Raw genomic sequence first — 18356 nt, 5'->3', positions numbered from 1 at the left:
ATTTTTAATATTCTGTAAACATTCTTTGTATTTCCTTATAATTATTTGTTTTGGTTAAAGCAAGCATCAACAATACTCTGGATTTATACGGATTTAAGTACCAAGATGCTGTAAATCCATATTTATCGTCATCTACTTCATCATATTGAGCAGTTGGTCCCATTGAAATTCGGGAGGAACGAACTACTGCAATCCCTCTCTTTACTGCATTTGCAAGTGCATTTTGTAGATCGGTAGTAATGTTTCCGTTCCCAACTCCTGCTGTAACTATTCCTCTTACTCCGGCATTAACTGCAGCATCTACAAATAATGACTTAGCGTTGGAATAACTTAAAATTACTTCAACTCTAGGCAGTTTAGTTATGTTAGTTATGTCAAATTCTGAATTTATTGTATGTCTTTTTACAGATTCCCGGGTATAGATGGGTTTACCGTTATACACGATTCCCAAATTCCCATAATTTGGATCTTCAAAAGTTCCTACAGAAAGAGTATGCGTTTTGGTAATATCATCAGCCCCTATAATTTTATCATCCATTACTACCATTACTCCTTTACCTAAAGATTCCGGCGATCCAGCACATGCAACTGCATTGTAAATATTTCTAGGACCGTCTGCACTAATGGCAGTAGATGGACGCATGGAACCTACTAATACTACAGGCTTGTTGCTTTTTACGGTTAAGTTAAGAAAATATGCTGTTTCTTCTTGTGTATCGGTACCGTGGGTAATTACAATTCCGTCTACATCTTTTTGTTTAAGCAATTCATTAACTCTTTTCGATAATTTTAGCCAAACATCGTCATTCATGTCCTGACTTCCGATATTTGCTACTTGCTCTGCTTTAATGTTAGCAATGTCTTTAATGGAAGGAACTGCTTTTAAAAGTTCATCTACTGTAATAGAACCGGCTGTATATGCCTGAGTTACAGAGGATGACCCTTGTCCTGCGATGGTTCCTCCTGTTGCTAAAATGTAAATAGTTGGTTTATACTGTGCGTTAACCGCCATAAAAATAAACAATACAAACAAACTGAACAAATTTTTTAAACTTTTTGTTTTCATAGTTAAATAATTATAATTAATATTTGAATTTATTTTTTTGAATTTTTCCATGCTTCTACGTATTCGTACATTGTTTCGGAAAGCTTTTTTCCTATAGTTTTATAATCATCGTCATCTAAATTTGCTAACGATACTCTTACTGACCATTCCGGACCGGCAAAACCTCCTCCATTTAATAATACTATGGAAGATTTTTCGGCTAATCTGAAAAGTATATCTACGGGTTCAAAATTCTTTTCCAAGAAAGTAACAAAATCTTTATCGTAATTTTTAGATGCCCATTCATGAATATCTATTTCACAATAGTAAGATGCTCTTTCCGGATCGGGTTTGATAGGTATATTCATTCCTTCCCAAAGTAGATTAAATCTATGTTTTACTAAATCTGTACACACTTTTTTATAGTGATTTTGCTTATCCAATAATGCAAACGATGCAAACAACATCATTTGTATTTGCTGAGGTAAGGATAATCCTGCAGTATGATTCAATGCAACTTGACGACTGTCTGCTACTAATCGGTCAATAAATTTCAGTTTTTCAGGATATAAAGTCAAACTAGAGTACAATTTTGCTGTTTTAGCTTTTTCTTTTTCAGGTATTGCTTTTAGCATTTTATCATAAATGTTATCTTCATATAAAGCAATAGCCCCTAAACGCCATCCTGTGGCTCCGAAATATTTTGAAAATGAATAAACACAAAGTGTATTTTGTGGTAATTCATTCATTAATGAGCTAAATTTGGGAACAAAAGTACCATAAACGTCATCCGTCAATATCATTAAATTAGGATTGAGGTTTTTAACTACTTTTATGAGATATTTTCGACTCTTATCGCAAATTTCTACTGAGGTGGGATTACTTGGGTTAACAATGAAAAAGGCTTTGATGGTTTTGTCTCCTAATTTATCTAATTCTTCATCCGGATATTGATAGTTGGAAGTTCCGTCGCTATTTTTTCCTGTACCATGCACGTAAGTAACCTTAAAGTCATATCTTTTTAATTCAGGTATTTCTAAGTAAGGAGTAAAAACAGGAACTCCTAAAGCAATATGATCTCCTTTTCTTAATAAATAGTTTTCCATCAAAGAATCAAAAATATAACACATGGCAGCCGTTCCTCCTTCTACGGCAAAAATATCATATTTACCACTTCTTTGCGGATTATTCCCGCACATTTCTTGAATGAGGTAATCGTGAACTATGGGTTCTATGTGTTTTAACATCCTTACCGGACTTGGATATTGATCTCCGATAATTCCTTCCGCTAATTCGTGTGCCCAACTGTCGCGATCGTATTTATGTTTTTCTATACCGTATTTGTAGGTATTTTTTAAATGTTCAATACCGGGTTGCTCTTTATTTTTTTCCAAAAATGCTTCAAATCTTTTACCTATTCCTTTTTTTTCGGGTATCCCCGCCAATCCTTCGGGTTTATTTAAGGTTCTTTTACATTCTTCTATTCCGAACCTTCCTAAGGTAAAAAATGCTTCTCGAGGAACTGTTGCTATCCAATTGGGATTTCCGCGACCTGCATTTAACATGGTTCTGGTGGGTTTGGTTTGTTGATCTGAGGCCAATTTAATCAAATCATTTTTTAACTCAAAAGGGCTTAGTTGTTCTAATTGCTGCTCTTTACGACGAGAGGTTTTTAGTTTAGAAATATCCATTGTTATTTACTTTTTTCTTGTTTTACTAATTTTTATGTGTTCAATGGCTAGCTCATTAACAAAACAATTACTACTCCCCATATAATAAGTAGTGTATTACCAACGGCATAAGTAGTGGTATAAGACAGGGCCGGAACTTTACTTTGTAATGTATCTTCCAAGGCTCCCAATGCAGCGGTTGTAGTTCGGGCTCCTGCACAAGCCCCTAAGGTAATGGCTGGATTAAATTTAAATACATATCTTCCCAATAATATACCAATGAACATGGGTACGATACTTACAAATATTCCTGCGATAAATAAGCTTACTCCGGCCGTTTTCAATCCTGAAATAAAATCGGGTCCTGCATTTATTCCCACTACGGCAATAAACATGTTTAGACCCAAATTATTCATCAACCAAACTGAGGGCGAAGGAATGTATCCAAAAGTAGGTCGCAAGGATCGTAACCATCCGAATATAATTCCCATAATTAAAACTCCTCCACTGGCACTTAAACTTAAGGGAATATTTCCGGTACGGATTGATAATGACCCTAATAATCCTCCTAAAAATATACCCAATCCTATATATAGAATATCAGTAACATTAGTGGGTCTTTCCGGATAACCTAAATAGGAAGCAAATTTATCTACGTCTGTTTTCCTGCCTTCTATTTCTACAATGTCTCCTCGTTGGATGGTTACATTTTTTAATAAAGGAATTGTTGTTTTTCCTCTATGTATTTTTAATATGATTACTCCGTGTCTGTTTTTATTGTATTTTAAGGTATGTAAACATTTTCCGATTATTTCTTTATTGGCAACCATTACCTTTAAACTTTCTACCTTAAAATCCAATAATTCCAAATCTGCAACTTCTTTACCGACCAGATTTTCATCGGACAAAATGGTATCTAACGGGCCATTTAAAACCATTCGATCTCCCCTATTGATAGTAGTATCGGGAGTGGGATCTGAAATAATTTCATTGTTGGAAGCTGAACGAATTTGTTCAACATAGACGGGCCATCCTTTGTTTACTAGTAAATTTTCAACCTCTTGAACGGAGCGTTTTTGATTAAAAAATGAACTTCCTGCTTCAATTACTCTAAAAGTAGCTCCATCGTAAGCATATTCTAAACTTGAATCATCATCTTGTATTTCTCCTCCTAATGATTCTTCATATTTTTTGGTTTGTCCTATAACATCTTTTCCTAAAAGCTTAGGTCCAATGGATGATAAAAACCATGCTGTTCCTGCTGTCCCAAATATATAAGTTACTGCATACGCAACGGGAATGTGATTTATTAATTGTTGTTTTTGAGATGAGTCTATACTTAACTGATTTATTGTATCGGATGCAACTCCAATTACTGCTGATATGGTATTAGCTCCGGCTAATAATCCTGCTGCATTTCCTACATCAAAACCTGCAATAATTGCGGCAACCCATCCCACTAATAAACAAGATACACATACTAAGGCTGCAAATGCAATTTGCGGCAATCCTTCTTTTTTTAATCCGTGCACAAATTGAGGACCCACACTATATCCAACGGCAAATAAAAATATGAGAAAAAATGCTGATTTTACGGTAGGCGAAATGGAAATACCCAGCTGTCCGATTAATACTCCCATTAAAAGAACGCCCGTAACGGCGCCTAAACTAAATCCTTTAATTTTTATTTGTCCGATTGCAAAACCTAATGCTAAGGTGAGAAAAATAGCTAATTCAGGAGAACCTTGAATAGTTTTTAAAATCCATTCCATATATCTTGTTTTTTAATAAATATTTTTTAGGTTAATTAGAGATAAAAAAAGAAAATAATATTTTTTATCCCATAAAATAACTCTATATAAAATACAATTAATATGCCAACAAAATGAACTTATATTTTTTCCCTATTCCTATTAATGTCTAAAAAGTACCTCCTTAAAAAATTTATATTATGTTCGATATTTCAATGAATTTCTTGATAGTATATATAACTAAAAAAGAAAAAGCAATTGATTTCTCAATTGCTTTTCAAGGTTATATTAGTCTTTATACTTATGTGGCCCCAGCATATTTTGCGGGTTTAAAATTTCATCTAATTTTTCTTTTGATAAAAGCTTATTTTCGAGCACTAAGTCATAAACACTTAAATTTTTCTCTAAGGCTTCTTTAGCTATCTTAGTGCTGTTTTTGTATCCTATATAGGGATTTAATGCTGTAACAATTCCTATACTGTTTAATACCATATCTTTGCAATGTTGTTCATTAGCTGTTATACCGTCGATACAATTTACACGTAAACAGTCCATAGCGTTCATTAAGATATGAACTGATTCTAACAGGCTGTATGCGATTACAGGTTCCATTACATTTAATTGGAGTTGCCCGGATTCTGCAGCCATAGTTACTGTTAAATCATTTCCAATAACTTTAAAGCAAGTTTGGTTCATTGCTTCCGGAATAACGGGATTAACTTTTCCCGGCATAATGGAAGATCCCGGTTGCATAGCCGGTAGATTGATTTCATTCAATCCACAACGAGGCCCGGATGATAATAGACGTAAATCGTTACAAATTTTTGAAAGCTTGATGGCTACTCTTTTCAAAGCTGATGAATAAATAACATATGATCCGGTATCCGGGGTTGCTTCAACTAAATTTTTCGCAGATATAAACGGTAATTTTGTTATTTCCGCTAATTTTTTAGCACATAATTCAGCATAACCGGGGATTGCGTTTAATCCGGTTCCGATGGCTGTAGCACCCATATTGATTTCTAAAAATAAATTAGAATTTTGGGTCAACCTTTCCACATCTTCGCTTAATGTTTCTGCAAAGGCTTCAAATTCTTGCCCTAAAGTCATAGGTACTGCATCTTGCAATTGGGTTCTTCCCATTTTTAAAACATGCATAAATTCTTTTCCTTTGTTGCGGAAAGATTCAATTAATTGTTTTAAATGATCAATTAAGATCATGTTAGAATTAATTGCTGCTAATTTTATAGAAGTTGGATAGGCATCATTAGTAGATTGGGAAAGGTTTACGTGATCGTGAGGGGAACAATATTGGTATTCTCCTTTTTTATGTCCCATTATTTCTAATGCAATATTGGCTACCACTTCATTTATGTTCATGTTGGTTGAAGTTCCTGCTCCTCCTTGAATTACATCACTTGGAAATTCTTTGTCGTATTTACCGGTTATAATTTCCTGACATGCTTTTACAATTGCATTTTTGATATTTTCATCTAAGACTCCTAATTCGCAATTAGTCTCTGCTGCCGCCCATTTTACATAAGCTAACGCTTTAATTAATTCCGGATAATTAGATAATTTTATACCTGTTATATGAAAATTGTTTACAGCCCTTTGAGTTTGAATTCCATAATATGCATTTTCAGGAACTTCTAAATCTCCTATCAAATCGTTTTCGACTCTGTACATAATTTTTTATTTATAATTTTTTTACGGTTGTTTTTTTATTTTTAAAATAGTAAATAAGCTAAACCAAAACCTACACTTACGGCTACAATGGTTGCGATAAATCCCGGTAATTGGAAAGAGTGATTGACTACGTATTTTCCTATACGAGTAGTACCGGTACGATCAAAGTTTATTGCAGCTATTATGGTTGGATAATTTGGAATAAAGAAATATCCATTTACTGCCGGAAACATAGCTATCAAACTAGGGATAGGTATGCCCAGGGAAACTCCTAACGGCATAAGTGCTCGTACGGTTGCTGCTTGACTAAACAGCATGATGGACATAATAAATAAGGCTATTGCAAAGGTCCACGGATATTCTGTAACCATAGTGGTTAACAATCCTTTGAAGAAATCTAAATTTCCACCAAAAAAAGTATCACCCATCCAGGCTATACCAAAAATAGCTATTACTGCTTGCATTCCTGCAGAGAAAATGGAACCGGTTGCTATTTTTTCTACATTGGTTTTAGTGAATAGTAAGATACATCCTGCTGCTGCCAACATAAGTATTTCTATGATATGAGGCATAGCCATTGGTACACCATTAAAAGTGGGCTTCATTCCGTCAATTGAACCAAAAACCACTATCCCTACAACACTAACCAAAAAGATGATCACAGATAATTTTGCTCCAAAACTTACTTTGTTTTTGCTGCTTTTTTCTTTTATTTCTAATAAGCCTTCGTTTATTCTTTTTTGATATTCAGGATCTTTTTCTAAATCTACTCCTATAAACATTTGTACAATTGCAGCAACTATAACTCCAATTAAAGTGGAAGGTACTGATATCATTAAAATATCCGTAAGTCTTAATTCAGGGTTTTTTACCATAATTACACTAAGTAAAGCTGCCGTAGCTGCAGAAATGGGACTTGCGGTTATGGCTTGTTGTGACGCGATAACCGAAATGCTTAACGGTCTTTCAGGCCTCACCTTTGCATCGGTGGCTACTTCTGATATTATAGGCAACAGTGCATAGGCTATGTGTCCGGTACCTGCAATCATCGTAAAAATATAAGAAACAATAGGGGCTACTATGGTAATGGCAGGAGGATAAGCTCTTAAAAGCTTTTCAGCGATATTTACCATATAGTCTATACCCCCGGATGCTTGTAATGTACTTGCTGCTGTAATTACTGCAACTATCATTAACATGACATCTATGGGCGGATTTTGCGGCTTCAGCTTAAAAACAAAAACTAAAACAGCCAATCCCAGACCTCCGAAAATACCTAATCCTAAACCTCCTTTTCTCGCCCCGATAAATATGGCTGCCATTACAACCATAAATTCCAGCAAAATCATTAAAGTGTTACTCATCTAAAAATTAATTTTATTTAATTTAAAACTAATAATATGTATAATATTTATAACAAATCTTAGTTTTAATTATTTAATAATTGCAAATGTAAACAGATAATTAAGATTTTCATTATTTTTTGTAAGTGATGTTATTTGTATTTTAAAAACAATATAATTACCTTTGTAAGTGAAAAATCTTACTTTTTTGAACATGGAGAAGCTGATTACTACCATCCCTTTTTATGCTATATTAACTGAGGAGGAGAAAATGTTTCTCTCTCAAAATTGTAGTATTGTTGACTTTGATTCCAGAGAAGCCCTTTTTAAACAGGGCAGTTTTGCGGTTAATATATATTTTGTATTGGAAGGGTATTGTAAATTGACGTACCAATCCGGCAATAAAAGAAAAATCGTTTATATAGCCCGAAAGGGTGAAATTATAGGTAAGGATTATATATTATTGGAACATTATCCTTACAGTACTCACTCGCTTACCGCTTCTAAATTAATGGTTTTTCCCAAAAACTTGTTTCAAAAAATCTGTGAATTAAATAAATCATTTTATCTTAAAATAAGCAATAAATTAGAATTTAAACTACGGGAAACCATGGAATGGTTGATTAATCTTAGTTTTAAAAATGTGGAAGGAGCTGTGGCTATGTTTATTTTAAAATTTTGTAATAAAAATTTTAAGGACATTAGTTTAACTAGAACCGAAATTGCAGAAATTATAGGATATTCCAGAGAAAGCATTATTCATACCCTTACAAAGTTTGAACAAGAAAAACTGATCAAAACGAAAGGCAAAGACATTATTATAAAAGATATCGAAAAACTGGAAGAAATAATAAAATACGGATAAATTCAGTAATTATTAAAAAACATAAATCAATTCTTGAATTGTTAATTAACAAACAAATCATATCTTTGTATTGATTTTTAAAAATTATTGATGAATTTATTCAAAGAGTATGGCCTATCAGAAGATTTGTTAAAGGCCATAACAGAGTTGGGTTACACTCAACCCACTGAAATCCAAAAGCAAACCATTCCCTATTTATTATCCAAGGAAGAAGACTTAATAGCTTTAGCACAAACCGGTACCGGTAAAACTGCTGCATTTTCATTACCTATATTGGAAATGATAGATCCCTATCAAAAACATGTTCAAGCCTTAATTCTTTGTCCAACTCGTGAACTGTGTTTACAAATTTCAAAAGATATTGCCAGTTATTCGAAATATTTATCTAAAATACGCTCATTGGCAGTTTATGGCGGATCTAATATTTCTGAGCAAATCAGAGGTTTGAAAAATAATCCTCAAATTGTAATAGGTACACCGGGAAGGGTTAATGATATGCTTAAAAGAGGGGTTCTAAAAATTAACCAAATTCAATGGTTGATTTTAGACGAAGCAGATGAGATGTTATCTATGGGCTTTAAAGCCGAATTGGAAACAATTCTTAAAGAAACGCCTAAAGAAAGACAAACTTTATTATTTTCAGCAACAATGTCTAAACAAGTTGAGGCTATTGCTAAAAATTATATGAAGGGTGCACAAAAAATATCAGCGGGAGGAATTAATGAAGTAAAGAAAAATATTACTCATAAATTCGTAATGGTGCGTGACCGTCAAAAAAATAACGGGTTACGAAGAGTATTGGATGCAAATCCCAATATATATTCAATTATTTTCTGCAGAACGAGAGTGGAAACTCAACATGTTGCAGATTTCTTAATGCACCAAGGATATGCAGCTGATGCTTTGCATGGAGATTTATCACAATCTCAACGAGATATGGTAATGAAAAAATTCCGATTGAAAAATTTACGAATCCTTGTTGCTACGGATGTGGCAGCCAGAGGGTTGGACGTAAATGACCTTACTCATGTGATTCATTACTCATTACCTGATGATCCGGAAGTTTTCATCCATAGAAGCGGTAGAACCGGTAGAGCAGGAAAAGACGGAGAATCTATAGCTATTATTCGTCCTAGCGAAATGGTTAAATTTAATCGCATTAAAAAGGAAACTTCTATTAAGGTAGAAGAAATGAAAATTCCTACCAAAGAGGATATTTTAAAAGCGAAAGAACTTTATTTATCGGATAAGCTGCTTAATTCCGATTTTGATTCCGAAGAATTTGAACTTTCCACTATTCCTGATCTATCCAACATTTCTAAAGAAGAACTTTATAAAAGGGTAATGTTCCTTGAATTAAAATCAACTTGGGAATTCTATAAAAACGAGAAAGATATTGCTCCTATTGATAAGAACGAAAGAGCAGCCGAAAGAGGTAAAAAATCTTCCACAAGCCGAAACAGAAAGGATAGAAAAGACTCAAAAGACGGAAATAAAAGAAACAGAAAAAGTAAAAAAGGGAATTTCACTCGTTTTTTCTTTAATTTAGGCAAAAGAGATAATCTTAACAAAGTAACGGTTATTGACTTAATTAATAAAAACACGAAAGGTGCGAGAGCGGATATTGGCGAAATTGATATTAGAGATAAATTTACCTTTTTCGAAGTTGACGCCAATTATACTGATCAATTATTAAAGAAAATTAATCAGTTAAGTTTTAATGGTAAAAATATGTCATTGGAAATAGCTCAATAGAAGGTTTAGTTGAAATTTCTAAATTGTTTAAATTATTTTAAGCTACCTAAAATATACCATAAATGATGAAACTTATAAAAAAAATTTTTGTCATCCTATTGATATTCATTTCATTTACTGAAATAAATGCACAAATAAATAATCAAAAAGTTGAAAAAATAAAAGTTTACGGTAATTGCAATATGTGCAAGGAAACTATTGAAAAAGCCGGTTATGAAGCAAATATTTCTGCTGTACTATGGGATCCGGGCACTAAAATTGCAACTATAACTTATGATGATACGCAAACATCTTTGAATGCTATTTTGAAGAAAATAGCAAAATCGGGGTACAGCAATGAAAAATATAAGGCTAAAGATTCCGATTATAAAAAATTACCGATATGTTGTCAATATTAAAAAGATAGTAAAAATAGTTTTAAGCGTTCTTTTAGAGAATTTTTTTAATTCTCATAATTTAATACATTAATTTATCAATTTAGAGAACTCAATTTTATTGAGCTCTCTTTTTTGTTTTAATTCTAAATTTACTCTGCAAAAAAAGGAACTGACTTCAAAAAGCCAATTCCTTATATTAAAAAATTAATTTATTAGTTCAAAAATTTATGAGGCGGTTGCTCTTGGATACCATACCGTACACATAATACCTTCACTTGCTACCTTAGGATGGGCGCAATTTGATTTCTGAAATTTAGAACATTTCAAACAATCATCTTCTCTATGAGGAATCACTTTAAATTCGTATGAATTACAAACTTGATTTTGGCTTACTGCAATTTCTTTAATAGTACATAACTGCCCATTCAAAAAATGCTCACAATTACCACAGCATTTAGCTAACTTTAATTCCATATCAATTATTATTTTATTTAAAAACTTTGATACAAAATTATAAATTAAGATTCAAAGATTTATTCTAAATAACTGATTTAAAGCAATTTATATTTAGAATAAATTAATATAATCGATATAATCATTCTAAATACTCAGGTATTTTTATGAAGTAATTTTTTTACAACAATTTTATCGACCGGTAATGGGATGCTATCTAATGTAATTTGATCTAAAGGCATCCATTCTATTTGATTTATGGACTTTTCTATTATTTGAAGATTGGAAAGATCATTACATTCCACTTTATAGTACACGGTAAGTAATTGACTATCGGGAGTTAATTTAGATTCCAGGAAAAAATCTTGAGTATAGAAATGCTCTTTTACTGTAACTTCTAAATTTAATTCTTCTTTAAATTCTCTAATCAATGTATCCCGAGTTCCTTCTCCCAATTCCAATCCTCCACCGGGCAATTTAAGTAATGGTTTTCCCGCATACATTTCGTGTAGAAACATCAAACAATTATCTTTTATTAAAAGTCCATATACTCTTACATTTAATTTTGTTATCTTTTCCATGCATTAACCATTTCTCGTTTTCCTTTAGGTCCTGTTAATTTTTCTACGTCAAATCCTACCCTTTGCATGGCTCTTCTTGCACTTCCTTTACTGGAATAGGTAGTTAGCAATCCTTGTGGTGCCATCCGATCGAAGATTTGTTTAAAAATATCTTCTTCCCAAAGCTCGGGTTGAACTCTTGCTCCAAAAGCATCATAATAAACTACATTTATATCGGAAATAGGTAAATTTCTTAATTCAAGAAAATCTGCCTTAAATTTAATGATAGTAAAATTTTTATTAATTTGAGTTTCCTTCCCCCACTCTGCTTTATGTAATGATTGATAAAATTCCTCTGCTTTTTCTTTATTTAGTAAAGTCCCGTATTGTAACTCTTTAATTTCTTCATGTGTTAGAGGATATTTTTCCAGCGTATAATATCGAACTGTCAAATCCTTTTCTATTGCTTTATATAATGTTAAAAAAGCATTTAAACCCGTTCCAAAACCCATTTCCAAAATGGAAATCTCAGAAATTTTTAATTGATCTAATCCATGAGATATAAATACATGTTCTGCTTCTTGCATGATACCATGACGGGAATGATAAGTCTCATTCCATTCAGGAATATGTAAGGTTTTAGTACCTTCGGATGTGGTAATAATGGTTCTTTCTAACATAAAACGTAAATCCTTTCAAAATTACAACTCTTTTTAATCTATCAAATGATTTATTTATTAATTTTGAAATGTTCAATAAACAATTTTAGCAAGTTAAGTAATGAAAATAAATAAAATAGCAAACTCCAGATTAGATACAATCGATCCCAATGACTCCCCTTTTGGAGCCAACATATCTGATCATATGCTCATATGTGAATACGAAAACGGTAAATGGGGAGAACCGGTTATTATGCCTTATGGTTCGATGAATTATTCTCCTGCTTTGATGGCTCTTCATTATGGCCAAGCCATCTTTGAAGGAATGAAAGCATATAAGGATAAAAATAATGAGGTTTTTTTATTCCGACCTGAAAAAAACTTTGAAAGATTCAATAAATCTGCGGAACGTTTAGCTATGCCGCAAATACCTAAAGAAATTTTTCTTGATGGACTTTATGCTTTAATTGATTTGGATCGGGGTTGGATTCCTACTAAACCGGGTATTTCTCTATATATTCGTCCGGTTATGTTTGCTTCTGAAGAAATGTTTTCAGCAAGGATATCTAAAAAATATACTTTTGCTATTATGACTTCTCCTGCCGGACTTTATTATGATAAACCCTTAAAAATTAAAATTGAAGATTATTATACTCGTGCAGTAGACGGAGGGGTTGGATTTACTAAATGCGCCGGTAATTACGGGGCATCTTTTTATCCTACATTTCTAGCTAATCAAAATGGTTTTGATCAGGTAATTTGGACCGATAGTAAAAATCACAGGTATTTTGAGGAATCCGGAACTATGAATGTTATGGTAAGAATCGGAAACACTATTTACACCCCCCCTACTTCCACAACGATTTTAAGCGGTATTACCAGAGACAGCTTAGTACATTTAGCCAAATATCACAATCTGGATATTAAGGAAGAACGGATATCTGTTGACGACATTGTAAATGCATATCAAGAAGGTAATCTAAAAGAAATATTCGGTTGTGGTACTGCCGTGGTAATTTCAAGGTATTCTCATTTGGGCTATCAAGATTCTATCATGGAGTTGCCTCAATTATCGGATGAAGAGAGTTATGCCGTTTTTCTTAAAAAACAGTTAGTGGGTATACAAACTAATGAAATTGATGATCCTTTTGAATGGAGATATAAAATTTAAAATTATAATTATTTATAACCCAAAAATATTTTTTTGCTAACTTCTGGAACAGTCTGTGATTCAGAAGTTTTTTATTACCTATGTATAAACCTATGAATCACTTTAACATTAAATCAATATTTAGTAAATAATGAAAGTTAATTCCATAAAAAACATCCAATTTATATTCATAGGTATTTTATTCATATTCAATATTTTTCAATCGGTAACACTTCCTTTAATTGATGATGAGGCATATTATTGGGTTTGGTCGAATCATTTGGATTTTGGTTATTACGATCATCCTCCTATGATTGCTTTATTTATCAAGGCGGGATATTTATTTTTCAAAGGAACTTTAGGGGTTCGATTTGTATCGATTATATCTTGGATAGTCGTTTATTGTATTTGGTTGTTGATTCTTAAACCTAAAACGTTAAAAGAAAATTATTTATTTATAGGACTTTTTGGATCTGTCGGATTTTATCAAACGTTAGGATTTATATCTACTCCCGACACTCCTTTGCTTTTATTCTGTTCTTTATTTTTATGGAGATGGAAATCATTTACTGAGAAAAATAATCTACTAAATGCTTTACTTTTGGGATTATCCATGGCACTTACCATGTATTCTAAATATCAGGGAGCCTTATTGATTATTCTAACTTTTATTCCTTTTTTCCCTTCTTTATTAAAAAATAAATGGTTTTACTTCATTTTGTTGTTTTCTTTGCTTTTATATATTCCTCATTTATATTGGCAGTATGATCACGATTGGGCATCTATAAAATATCATCTTTTTGAAAGGAGCAAACAAAAAGCTGTTACTTATCCATTCATCAAATGGATACTTGGCATACTTATATTAGGTAACCCTTTGCTTCTCTATTTTTACGGTAAAAGTATTTTCAAACGTTTGGATGGAAATAAACCGTGGATAAGATCTTTACAATGGATTAGCTTGGGTGGAATCCTTTTTTTTAGTTTATTTTCATTTAGCAGAGTAATTCAACCGCAATGGAACTTAATTATTTATATTGCGCTCATTCCTTTAACTTATTTAACGTTTAAAGAAAAAAACAATGTTTGGATCACCGGACTTTCTTTTGCTTATATTTTACTATTGTTTTTTGTGAGAATATCATTATTCTTTCCCGCTGTCATACACAAAAGTCCCATGTATAAATTGAAGGAATTTGTTTTAAATGCTAAAGAAGTAACGGAGGGATTGGCTGTTTTTGAACGCTATCAAAAAGCGGCTGCATACAATTTTTATACACAACAACCTTCTTGTTGTTTACAAGTTTATACTCATAGATATTCTCAATATGATATTTGGAATTCCGAACAAAATATTCAAGGAAAAACTATTACATTTTTTGGATTGGAAGAATTATCTCCCGTTTACCTTGTTGATGAGGATGGAAAAAACGAGTATTATAAAACTGTAGATAAATTTTATTCTTATTCCCAAATAAAATGTGAAGTACAGCCCACTAGTATTTTATCCGAAGAAGAATCACAAACACTCGATGTTAAGTGGACAAATCCTTATAATAAAGAGATTAATTTAGGTGATGGTACTCCTCAAGAACTAGCATTTTTATTTTTCAATACTAAAACTTTTGAACCTCAAAATATAATTTCAATTAATAAAAAATTAATTCTTCCGCCTAAAAGCTCTACAGACCAAACTTTATTTATTGATGTTTCTCAAATTCCTCCCGGTACTTATAAAGTCTATCTGATTTTAAAACCCTATAATTTATTTGGAAAAATTATCTCTAATGAAATGAGCCTTCATATTCCTTAATTTTTTAGTATTTTTGATAAAATATTATATGGTACTTATTCAAAATATACATAAATCTTTTGGTTCCCTTGAAGTTTTAAAAGGTGTTTCTCTCCATATAAAAAAAGGTGAAATAGTTACCATCGTGGGAGAATCCGGTGCCGGTAAATCAACTCTTTTGCAAATCATTGGCACTTTAGACAAACCGTCAAATCCGGAAAGATATCACAGCATTATTGAAATTGATAATTTACCCATTACTCAATTGAGAGATAAGGAACTTTCTTTATTTAGAAACCAGAATATTGGATTTATTTTTCAATTTCATCAATTATTACCAGAATTTACTGCACTGGAAAACGTCATGTTACCCGGAATGATTGCCGGAAAATCTAAATCTAAATTAGTTAATAAAGCAAAGGAATTATTAAGTTACCTGAAATTATCTCACCGTTTGGAGCATAAACCCGGTGAACTTTCCGGCGGTGAACAGCAAAGGGTTTCCGTTGCCAGGGCATTAATGAATAATCCTAAAATTATTTTAGCGGATGAGCCATCAGGAAATCTTGATTCCGCGAATGCTGAAGATTTACATCAATTATTTTATCAATTAAGAAAAGAATTTAATCAGACTTTTATTATTGTGACGCATAACTCTCATTTAGCCTCTATGGCAGATAGAAGTTTACTTATGAAAGACGGGATAATAGCCAATGTTTAATGGTAAAATGGTAAATTAATTGAATAGATTCAACGATATCAATTTATAACATTTTATTTAGCTTTTTCTTTAAAAAAATTTTCAAATAAGATAGTAAGCAGAGTGTCTGTATTTTTGATTCCCTGCTTTAATCCAATTAAAAACTTATTTTAACTATATTCCAATAAAAAAAGCATCAAAAAATACTTTTCTGATGCTTTTTTCTTTTTAAAATTTTACTTATAACATTACTATTCCTTCAATGGAACTTGCTTCTTTATAATATTCAATAACTGAAATTGAATCCGTTACATACATAGTAATCGTTATGCTTGTATATTTACCGTTTTTACTTTCTTTCATTGAAAATGAAGCTCCGCTATGATCAAAAATTTTATGCAATTGAGCCACTTTCTTGCTTTCCGTTGGAATTATAAACTTAAACATATAATTCCCCGGAAATGTATGTTCTTTGTCTAACTGTTCTTTAAATCTTGAATAAAAATCTTCAGGATTTTCGCCTTTATTGGCAAATATTTTTATATTGTCATTCCTATTCATGGTTACCCTTAAATCAAATCTAAAGCCAAATAAAATTTATGACAAAATAGCATGTTGAAAATTATTTTAGTTATTTATCATACAATTTATTATATAAATTGATGTATTTTTCTTTAATAAATTTTCTTTTTAATTTTAAGGTAGGAGTTAATTCTCCTCCATCTACCGACCATACATTGGGGGTAAGCTCTATTTTTTTAATTTGCTCCCATTTTCCTAAATTTTTATTTACCTTTTCAACATCTTGCATGATTCTATCTTTAATTATCTTATTATTGACAATTTCTTCCGGCGAAGCAGTAGAATTTAATGGTAAATGTTTATAACTAATATATTTAGAAATAAAATCAAAATCAGGCTGTATAAGCGCACAAGGCATTTTTTCTCCGTCACCAACTACCATGGCTTCTCCTATAAACCGTGATTGCTTAAGGTTATTTTCTGTTACTTGTGGAATAATATATTTTCCTCCGGAGGTTTTAAATATTTCTTTTTTTCGATCGGTAATTTTCAAGAATCCATCTTTCATATAACCTATATCTCCTGTCTTAAGCCAACCGTCTTCCGTAAATATTTCTTTGGTTTTTTCTTCATCTTTATAATACCCTAAGAAAACATTCGGCCCTTTGGTTAGTATTTCTCCGTCCTCTGCAATTTTAACCTCATATCCGTCTAATAAAGGCCCCACCGTTCCTAATCGGTAGACTTCATTATTTATACCGTTTACTGAAATAACCGGAGACGTTTCTGTCATTCCATATCCTTCCGTAACGAGTAACCCCGCGGCAGAGAATACTCGACAAAGATTCTCAGATAGCGCGGCACTTCCACATATCATTAATTGAAGATTATTACCTACTGCTTCTCTCCACTTTTTAAATACTAAAGCATCTGCTATTTTATGAGAAAGGCCTGCCGGTTTGAAGGGTTGATATTTTTTAGCCACATTTAGTGCCCATAAGAAGATTTGTTTTTTAATCCAACCGGAAGAAGTTCCTTTGTTATATATGGATGCATACAATTTTTCAATTACTCTCGGCACCACTAGAATTACATCGGGTTTAACTTCTTTAAAGTTTGAAGCTAATTTATCTATACCTTCTGCAAAATATATCCCATAACATTTATACATAAAGACATAGACTACCATTCTTTCTAATATATGACTGATGGGAAGAATACTTAAAATTCTGAATTTCTCATCATTTTTCATTAAAAACCTGGTATGGCATCCCATTACATTGGATAGTACATTTCCATGTGAGAGCATAACGCCTTTGGGTCTTCCTGTAGTTCCGGAAGTATAAATCAACGTCATCCATGTATCGGGTTTTATATTATTTTTTAAGGTTTCAACATCTTGTTGATTAGATTCCTCTTCACCCTTTTCTTTAATTTCCGACCAATGAGGAACTCCTTCTATCTCATCGAAGGTAAAAATATTTGAAAGCGAAGGGCAATTTTCCTTTATATTTTGTACTTTATCATATAACTTTTTGTCAGAAATTAGACAAAATTTAGCTTCACTGTTATTGAGTATAAATGTTAAATCGTCATCGCTCATGGTTGGATATATAGGAACACTTACCGCTCCTATTTGTTGTATGGCAAAATCCATAATCATCCATTCTGTTCTGTTTACTGACGTAATTAAAGCTATTCTGTCTTCAGGTTTAATTCCATATTTTAAAAGACCTCTACTAACTTGGTTAACCTGATCTATAAGCGATTTTGTTGATATTCCTTCCCAAACTCCATTTTTTTTTGATGATAAGGAAACTTCAATCGGCCTATTTTCTAATTGATAATATAAAATGTCAAATAGCCTAGCGACTTTCATTATGTATTCATTTTAAAGCGCGAAAAATACAAAAAAATAATATATTAGCAAAAATCATCTTTTTTCTTGATTTGTTAATTAGAAATAAAAAATCAAATTTTCTATCTTATGTAAATGAAAACTGACTAAAACTTATTAATTAGAAA

General features: G+C 32.0%; 16 protein-coding genes. 6 read left to right on the top strand and 10 right to left on the bottom strand.

The features are described from left to right. Nucleotides 1-4: 4 nt before the first annotated feature. The 5 genes from G8C43_RS08900 to G8C43_RS08880 form a co-directional block, all read right to left on the bottom strand. On the bottom strand, nt 5-1066 hold the full coding sequence (locus G8C43_RS08900; RefSeq protein ID WP_105297285.1) for a type II asparaginase: 1062 nt from the start codon (nt 1064-1066) through the stop codon (nt 5-7). Between the two features lie 29 nt (nt 1067-1095). Continuing rightward, on the bottom strand, nt 1096-2736 hold the full coding sequence (aspD, locus tag G8C43_RS08895; protein ID WP_166005553.1) for an aspartate 4-decarboxylase: 1641 nt from the start codon (nt 2734-2736) through the stop codon (nt 1096-1098). Between the two features lie 47 nt (nt 2737-2783). Then, entirely contained in the window at nt 2784-4487 is a 1704-nt protein-coding gene (aspT, locus tag G8C43_RS08890; protein WP_160566613.1) for an aspartate-alanine antiporter, read from the bottom strand. A gap of 267 nt (nt 4488-4754) precedes the next feature. Continuing rightward, nucleotides 4755-6155, bottom strand: coding sequence for an aspartate ammonia-lyase (gene aspA, locus G8C43_RS08885; RefSeq protein WP_160542663.1), 1401 nt, complete (start codon nt 6153-6155; stop codon nt 4755-4757). 41 nt (nt 6156-6196) lie between these two features. Beyond that, entirely contained in the window at nt 6197-7504 is a 1308-nt protein-coding gene (locus tag G8C43_RS08880; RefSeq protein WP_160542829.1) for an anaerobic C4-dicarboxylate transporter family protein, read from the bottom strand. A gap of 208 nt (nt 7505-7712) precedes the next feature. On the opposite strand from G8C43_RS08880, the gene G8C43_RS08875 reads away from it, so the two are divergent. The 3 genes from G8C43_RS08875 to G8C43_RS08865 all read left to right on the top strand — a co-directional run bounded on the left by G8C43_RS08875 (nt 7713) and on the right by G8C43_RS08865 (nt 10516). Beyond that, nucleotides 7713-8363: a Crp/Fnr family transcriptional regulator gene (locus G8C43_RS08875; RefSeq protein WP_166005551.1), complete on the top strand. Its 651-nt coding sequence runs from the start codon at nt 7713-7715 to the stop codon at nt 8361-8363. A 90-nt stretch (nt 8364-8453) separates the two neighbouring features. Beyond that, nucleotides 8454-10118 (top strand): DEAD/DEAH box helicase, encoded by a 1665-nt coding sequence (locus G8C43_RS08870; protein ID WP_105297264.1) that lies wholly within the window; start codon nt 8454-8456, stop codon nt 10116-10118. A gap of 65 nt (nt 10119-10183) precedes the next feature. Further along, nucleotides 10184-10516 (top strand): heavy-metal-associated domain-containing protein, encoded by a 333-nt coding sequence (locus G8C43_RS08865; protein WP_160542665.1) that lies wholly within the window; start codon nt 10184-10186, stop codon nt 10514-10516. Nucleotides 10517-10720: 204 nt separating this feature from the next. On the opposite strand, the gene G8C43_RS08860 is transcribed toward G8C43_RS08865, so the two are convergent. The 3 genes from G8C43_RS08860 to mnmD form a co-directional block, all read right to left on the bottom strand. Beyond that, a complete protein-coding gene (locus G8C43_RS08860) occupies nt 10721-10924 on the bottom strand; it encodes a hypothetical protein (RefSeq protein ID WP_146105565.1) in 204 nt (67 codons plus the stop codon). Nucleotides 10925-11103: 179 nt separating this feature from the next. Next, nucleotides 11104-11529, bottom strand: a complete 426-nt coding sequence (locus G8C43_RS08855; protein WP_160557390.1) for an NUDIX domain-containing protein — start codon at nt 11527-11529, stop codon at nt 11104-11106. Next, nucleotides 11517-12188: a tRNA (5-methylaminomethyl-2-thiouridine)(34)-methyltransferase MnmD gene (gene mnmD, locus G8C43_RS08850; RefSeq protein WP_166005549.1), complete on the bottom strand. Its 672-nt coding sequence runs from the start codon at nt 12186-12188 to the stop codon at nt 11517-11519. Before mnmD ends, G8C43_RS08855 begins: the two co-directional genes overlap by 13 nt. A gap of 100 nt (nt 12189-12288) precedes the next feature. On the opposite strand from mnmD, the gene G8C43_RS08845 reads away from it, so the two are divergent. From G8C43_RS08845 to G8C43_RS08835, 3 genes are all read left to right on the top strand, one after another. Continuing rightward, nucleotides 12289-13338 (top strand): branched-chain amino acid aminotransferase, encoded by a 1050-nt coding sequence (locus G8C43_RS08845; protein WP_166005547.1) that lies wholly within the window; start codon nt 12289-12291, stop codon nt 13336-13338. Between the two features lie 130 nt (nt 13339-13468). Continuing rightward, nucleotides 13469-15130 (top strand): glycosyltransferase family 39 protein, encoded by a 1662-nt coding sequence (locus tag G8C43_RS08840; RefSeq protein WP_166005545.1) that lies wholly within the window; start codon nt 13469-13471, stop codon nt 15128-15130. Nucleotides 15131-15158: 28 nt separating this feature from the next. Then, nucleotides 15159-15830 carry an ABC transporter ATP-binding protein gene (locus G8C43_RS08835; RefSeq protein ID WP_160557393.1) on the top strand — a complete coding sequence of 224 codons (672 nt, stop codon included), beginning with the start codon at nt 15159-15161 and terminating at the stop codon, nt 15828-15830. Between the two features lie 219 nt (nt 15831-16049). Here the strand turns inward: G8C43_RS08835 and G8C43_RS08830 are convergent, their stop codons facing one another. Then, complete coding sequence (locus tag G8C43_RS08830; protein WP_105297272.1) at nt 16050-16370, bottom strand: DUF493 domain-containing protein; 321 nt, start codon at nt 16368-16370, stop codon at nt 16050-16052. Nucleotides 16371-16440: 70 nt separating this feature from the next. Next, a complete protein-coding gene (locus G8C43_RS08825) occupies nt 16441-18210 on the bottom strand; it encodes an AMP-dependent synthetase/ligase (protein WP_166005543.1) in 1770 nt (589 codons plus the stop codon). Nucleotides 18211-18356: the final 146 nt, after the last annotated feature.

The sequence above is a fragment of the Apibacter sp. B2966 genome (assembly GCF_011082485.1).
GTDB lineage: Bacteria > Bacteroidota > Bacteroidia > Flavobacteriales > Weeksellaceae > Apibacter.
This window is presented reverse-complemented; position numbering and strand designations above follow the sequence as displayed.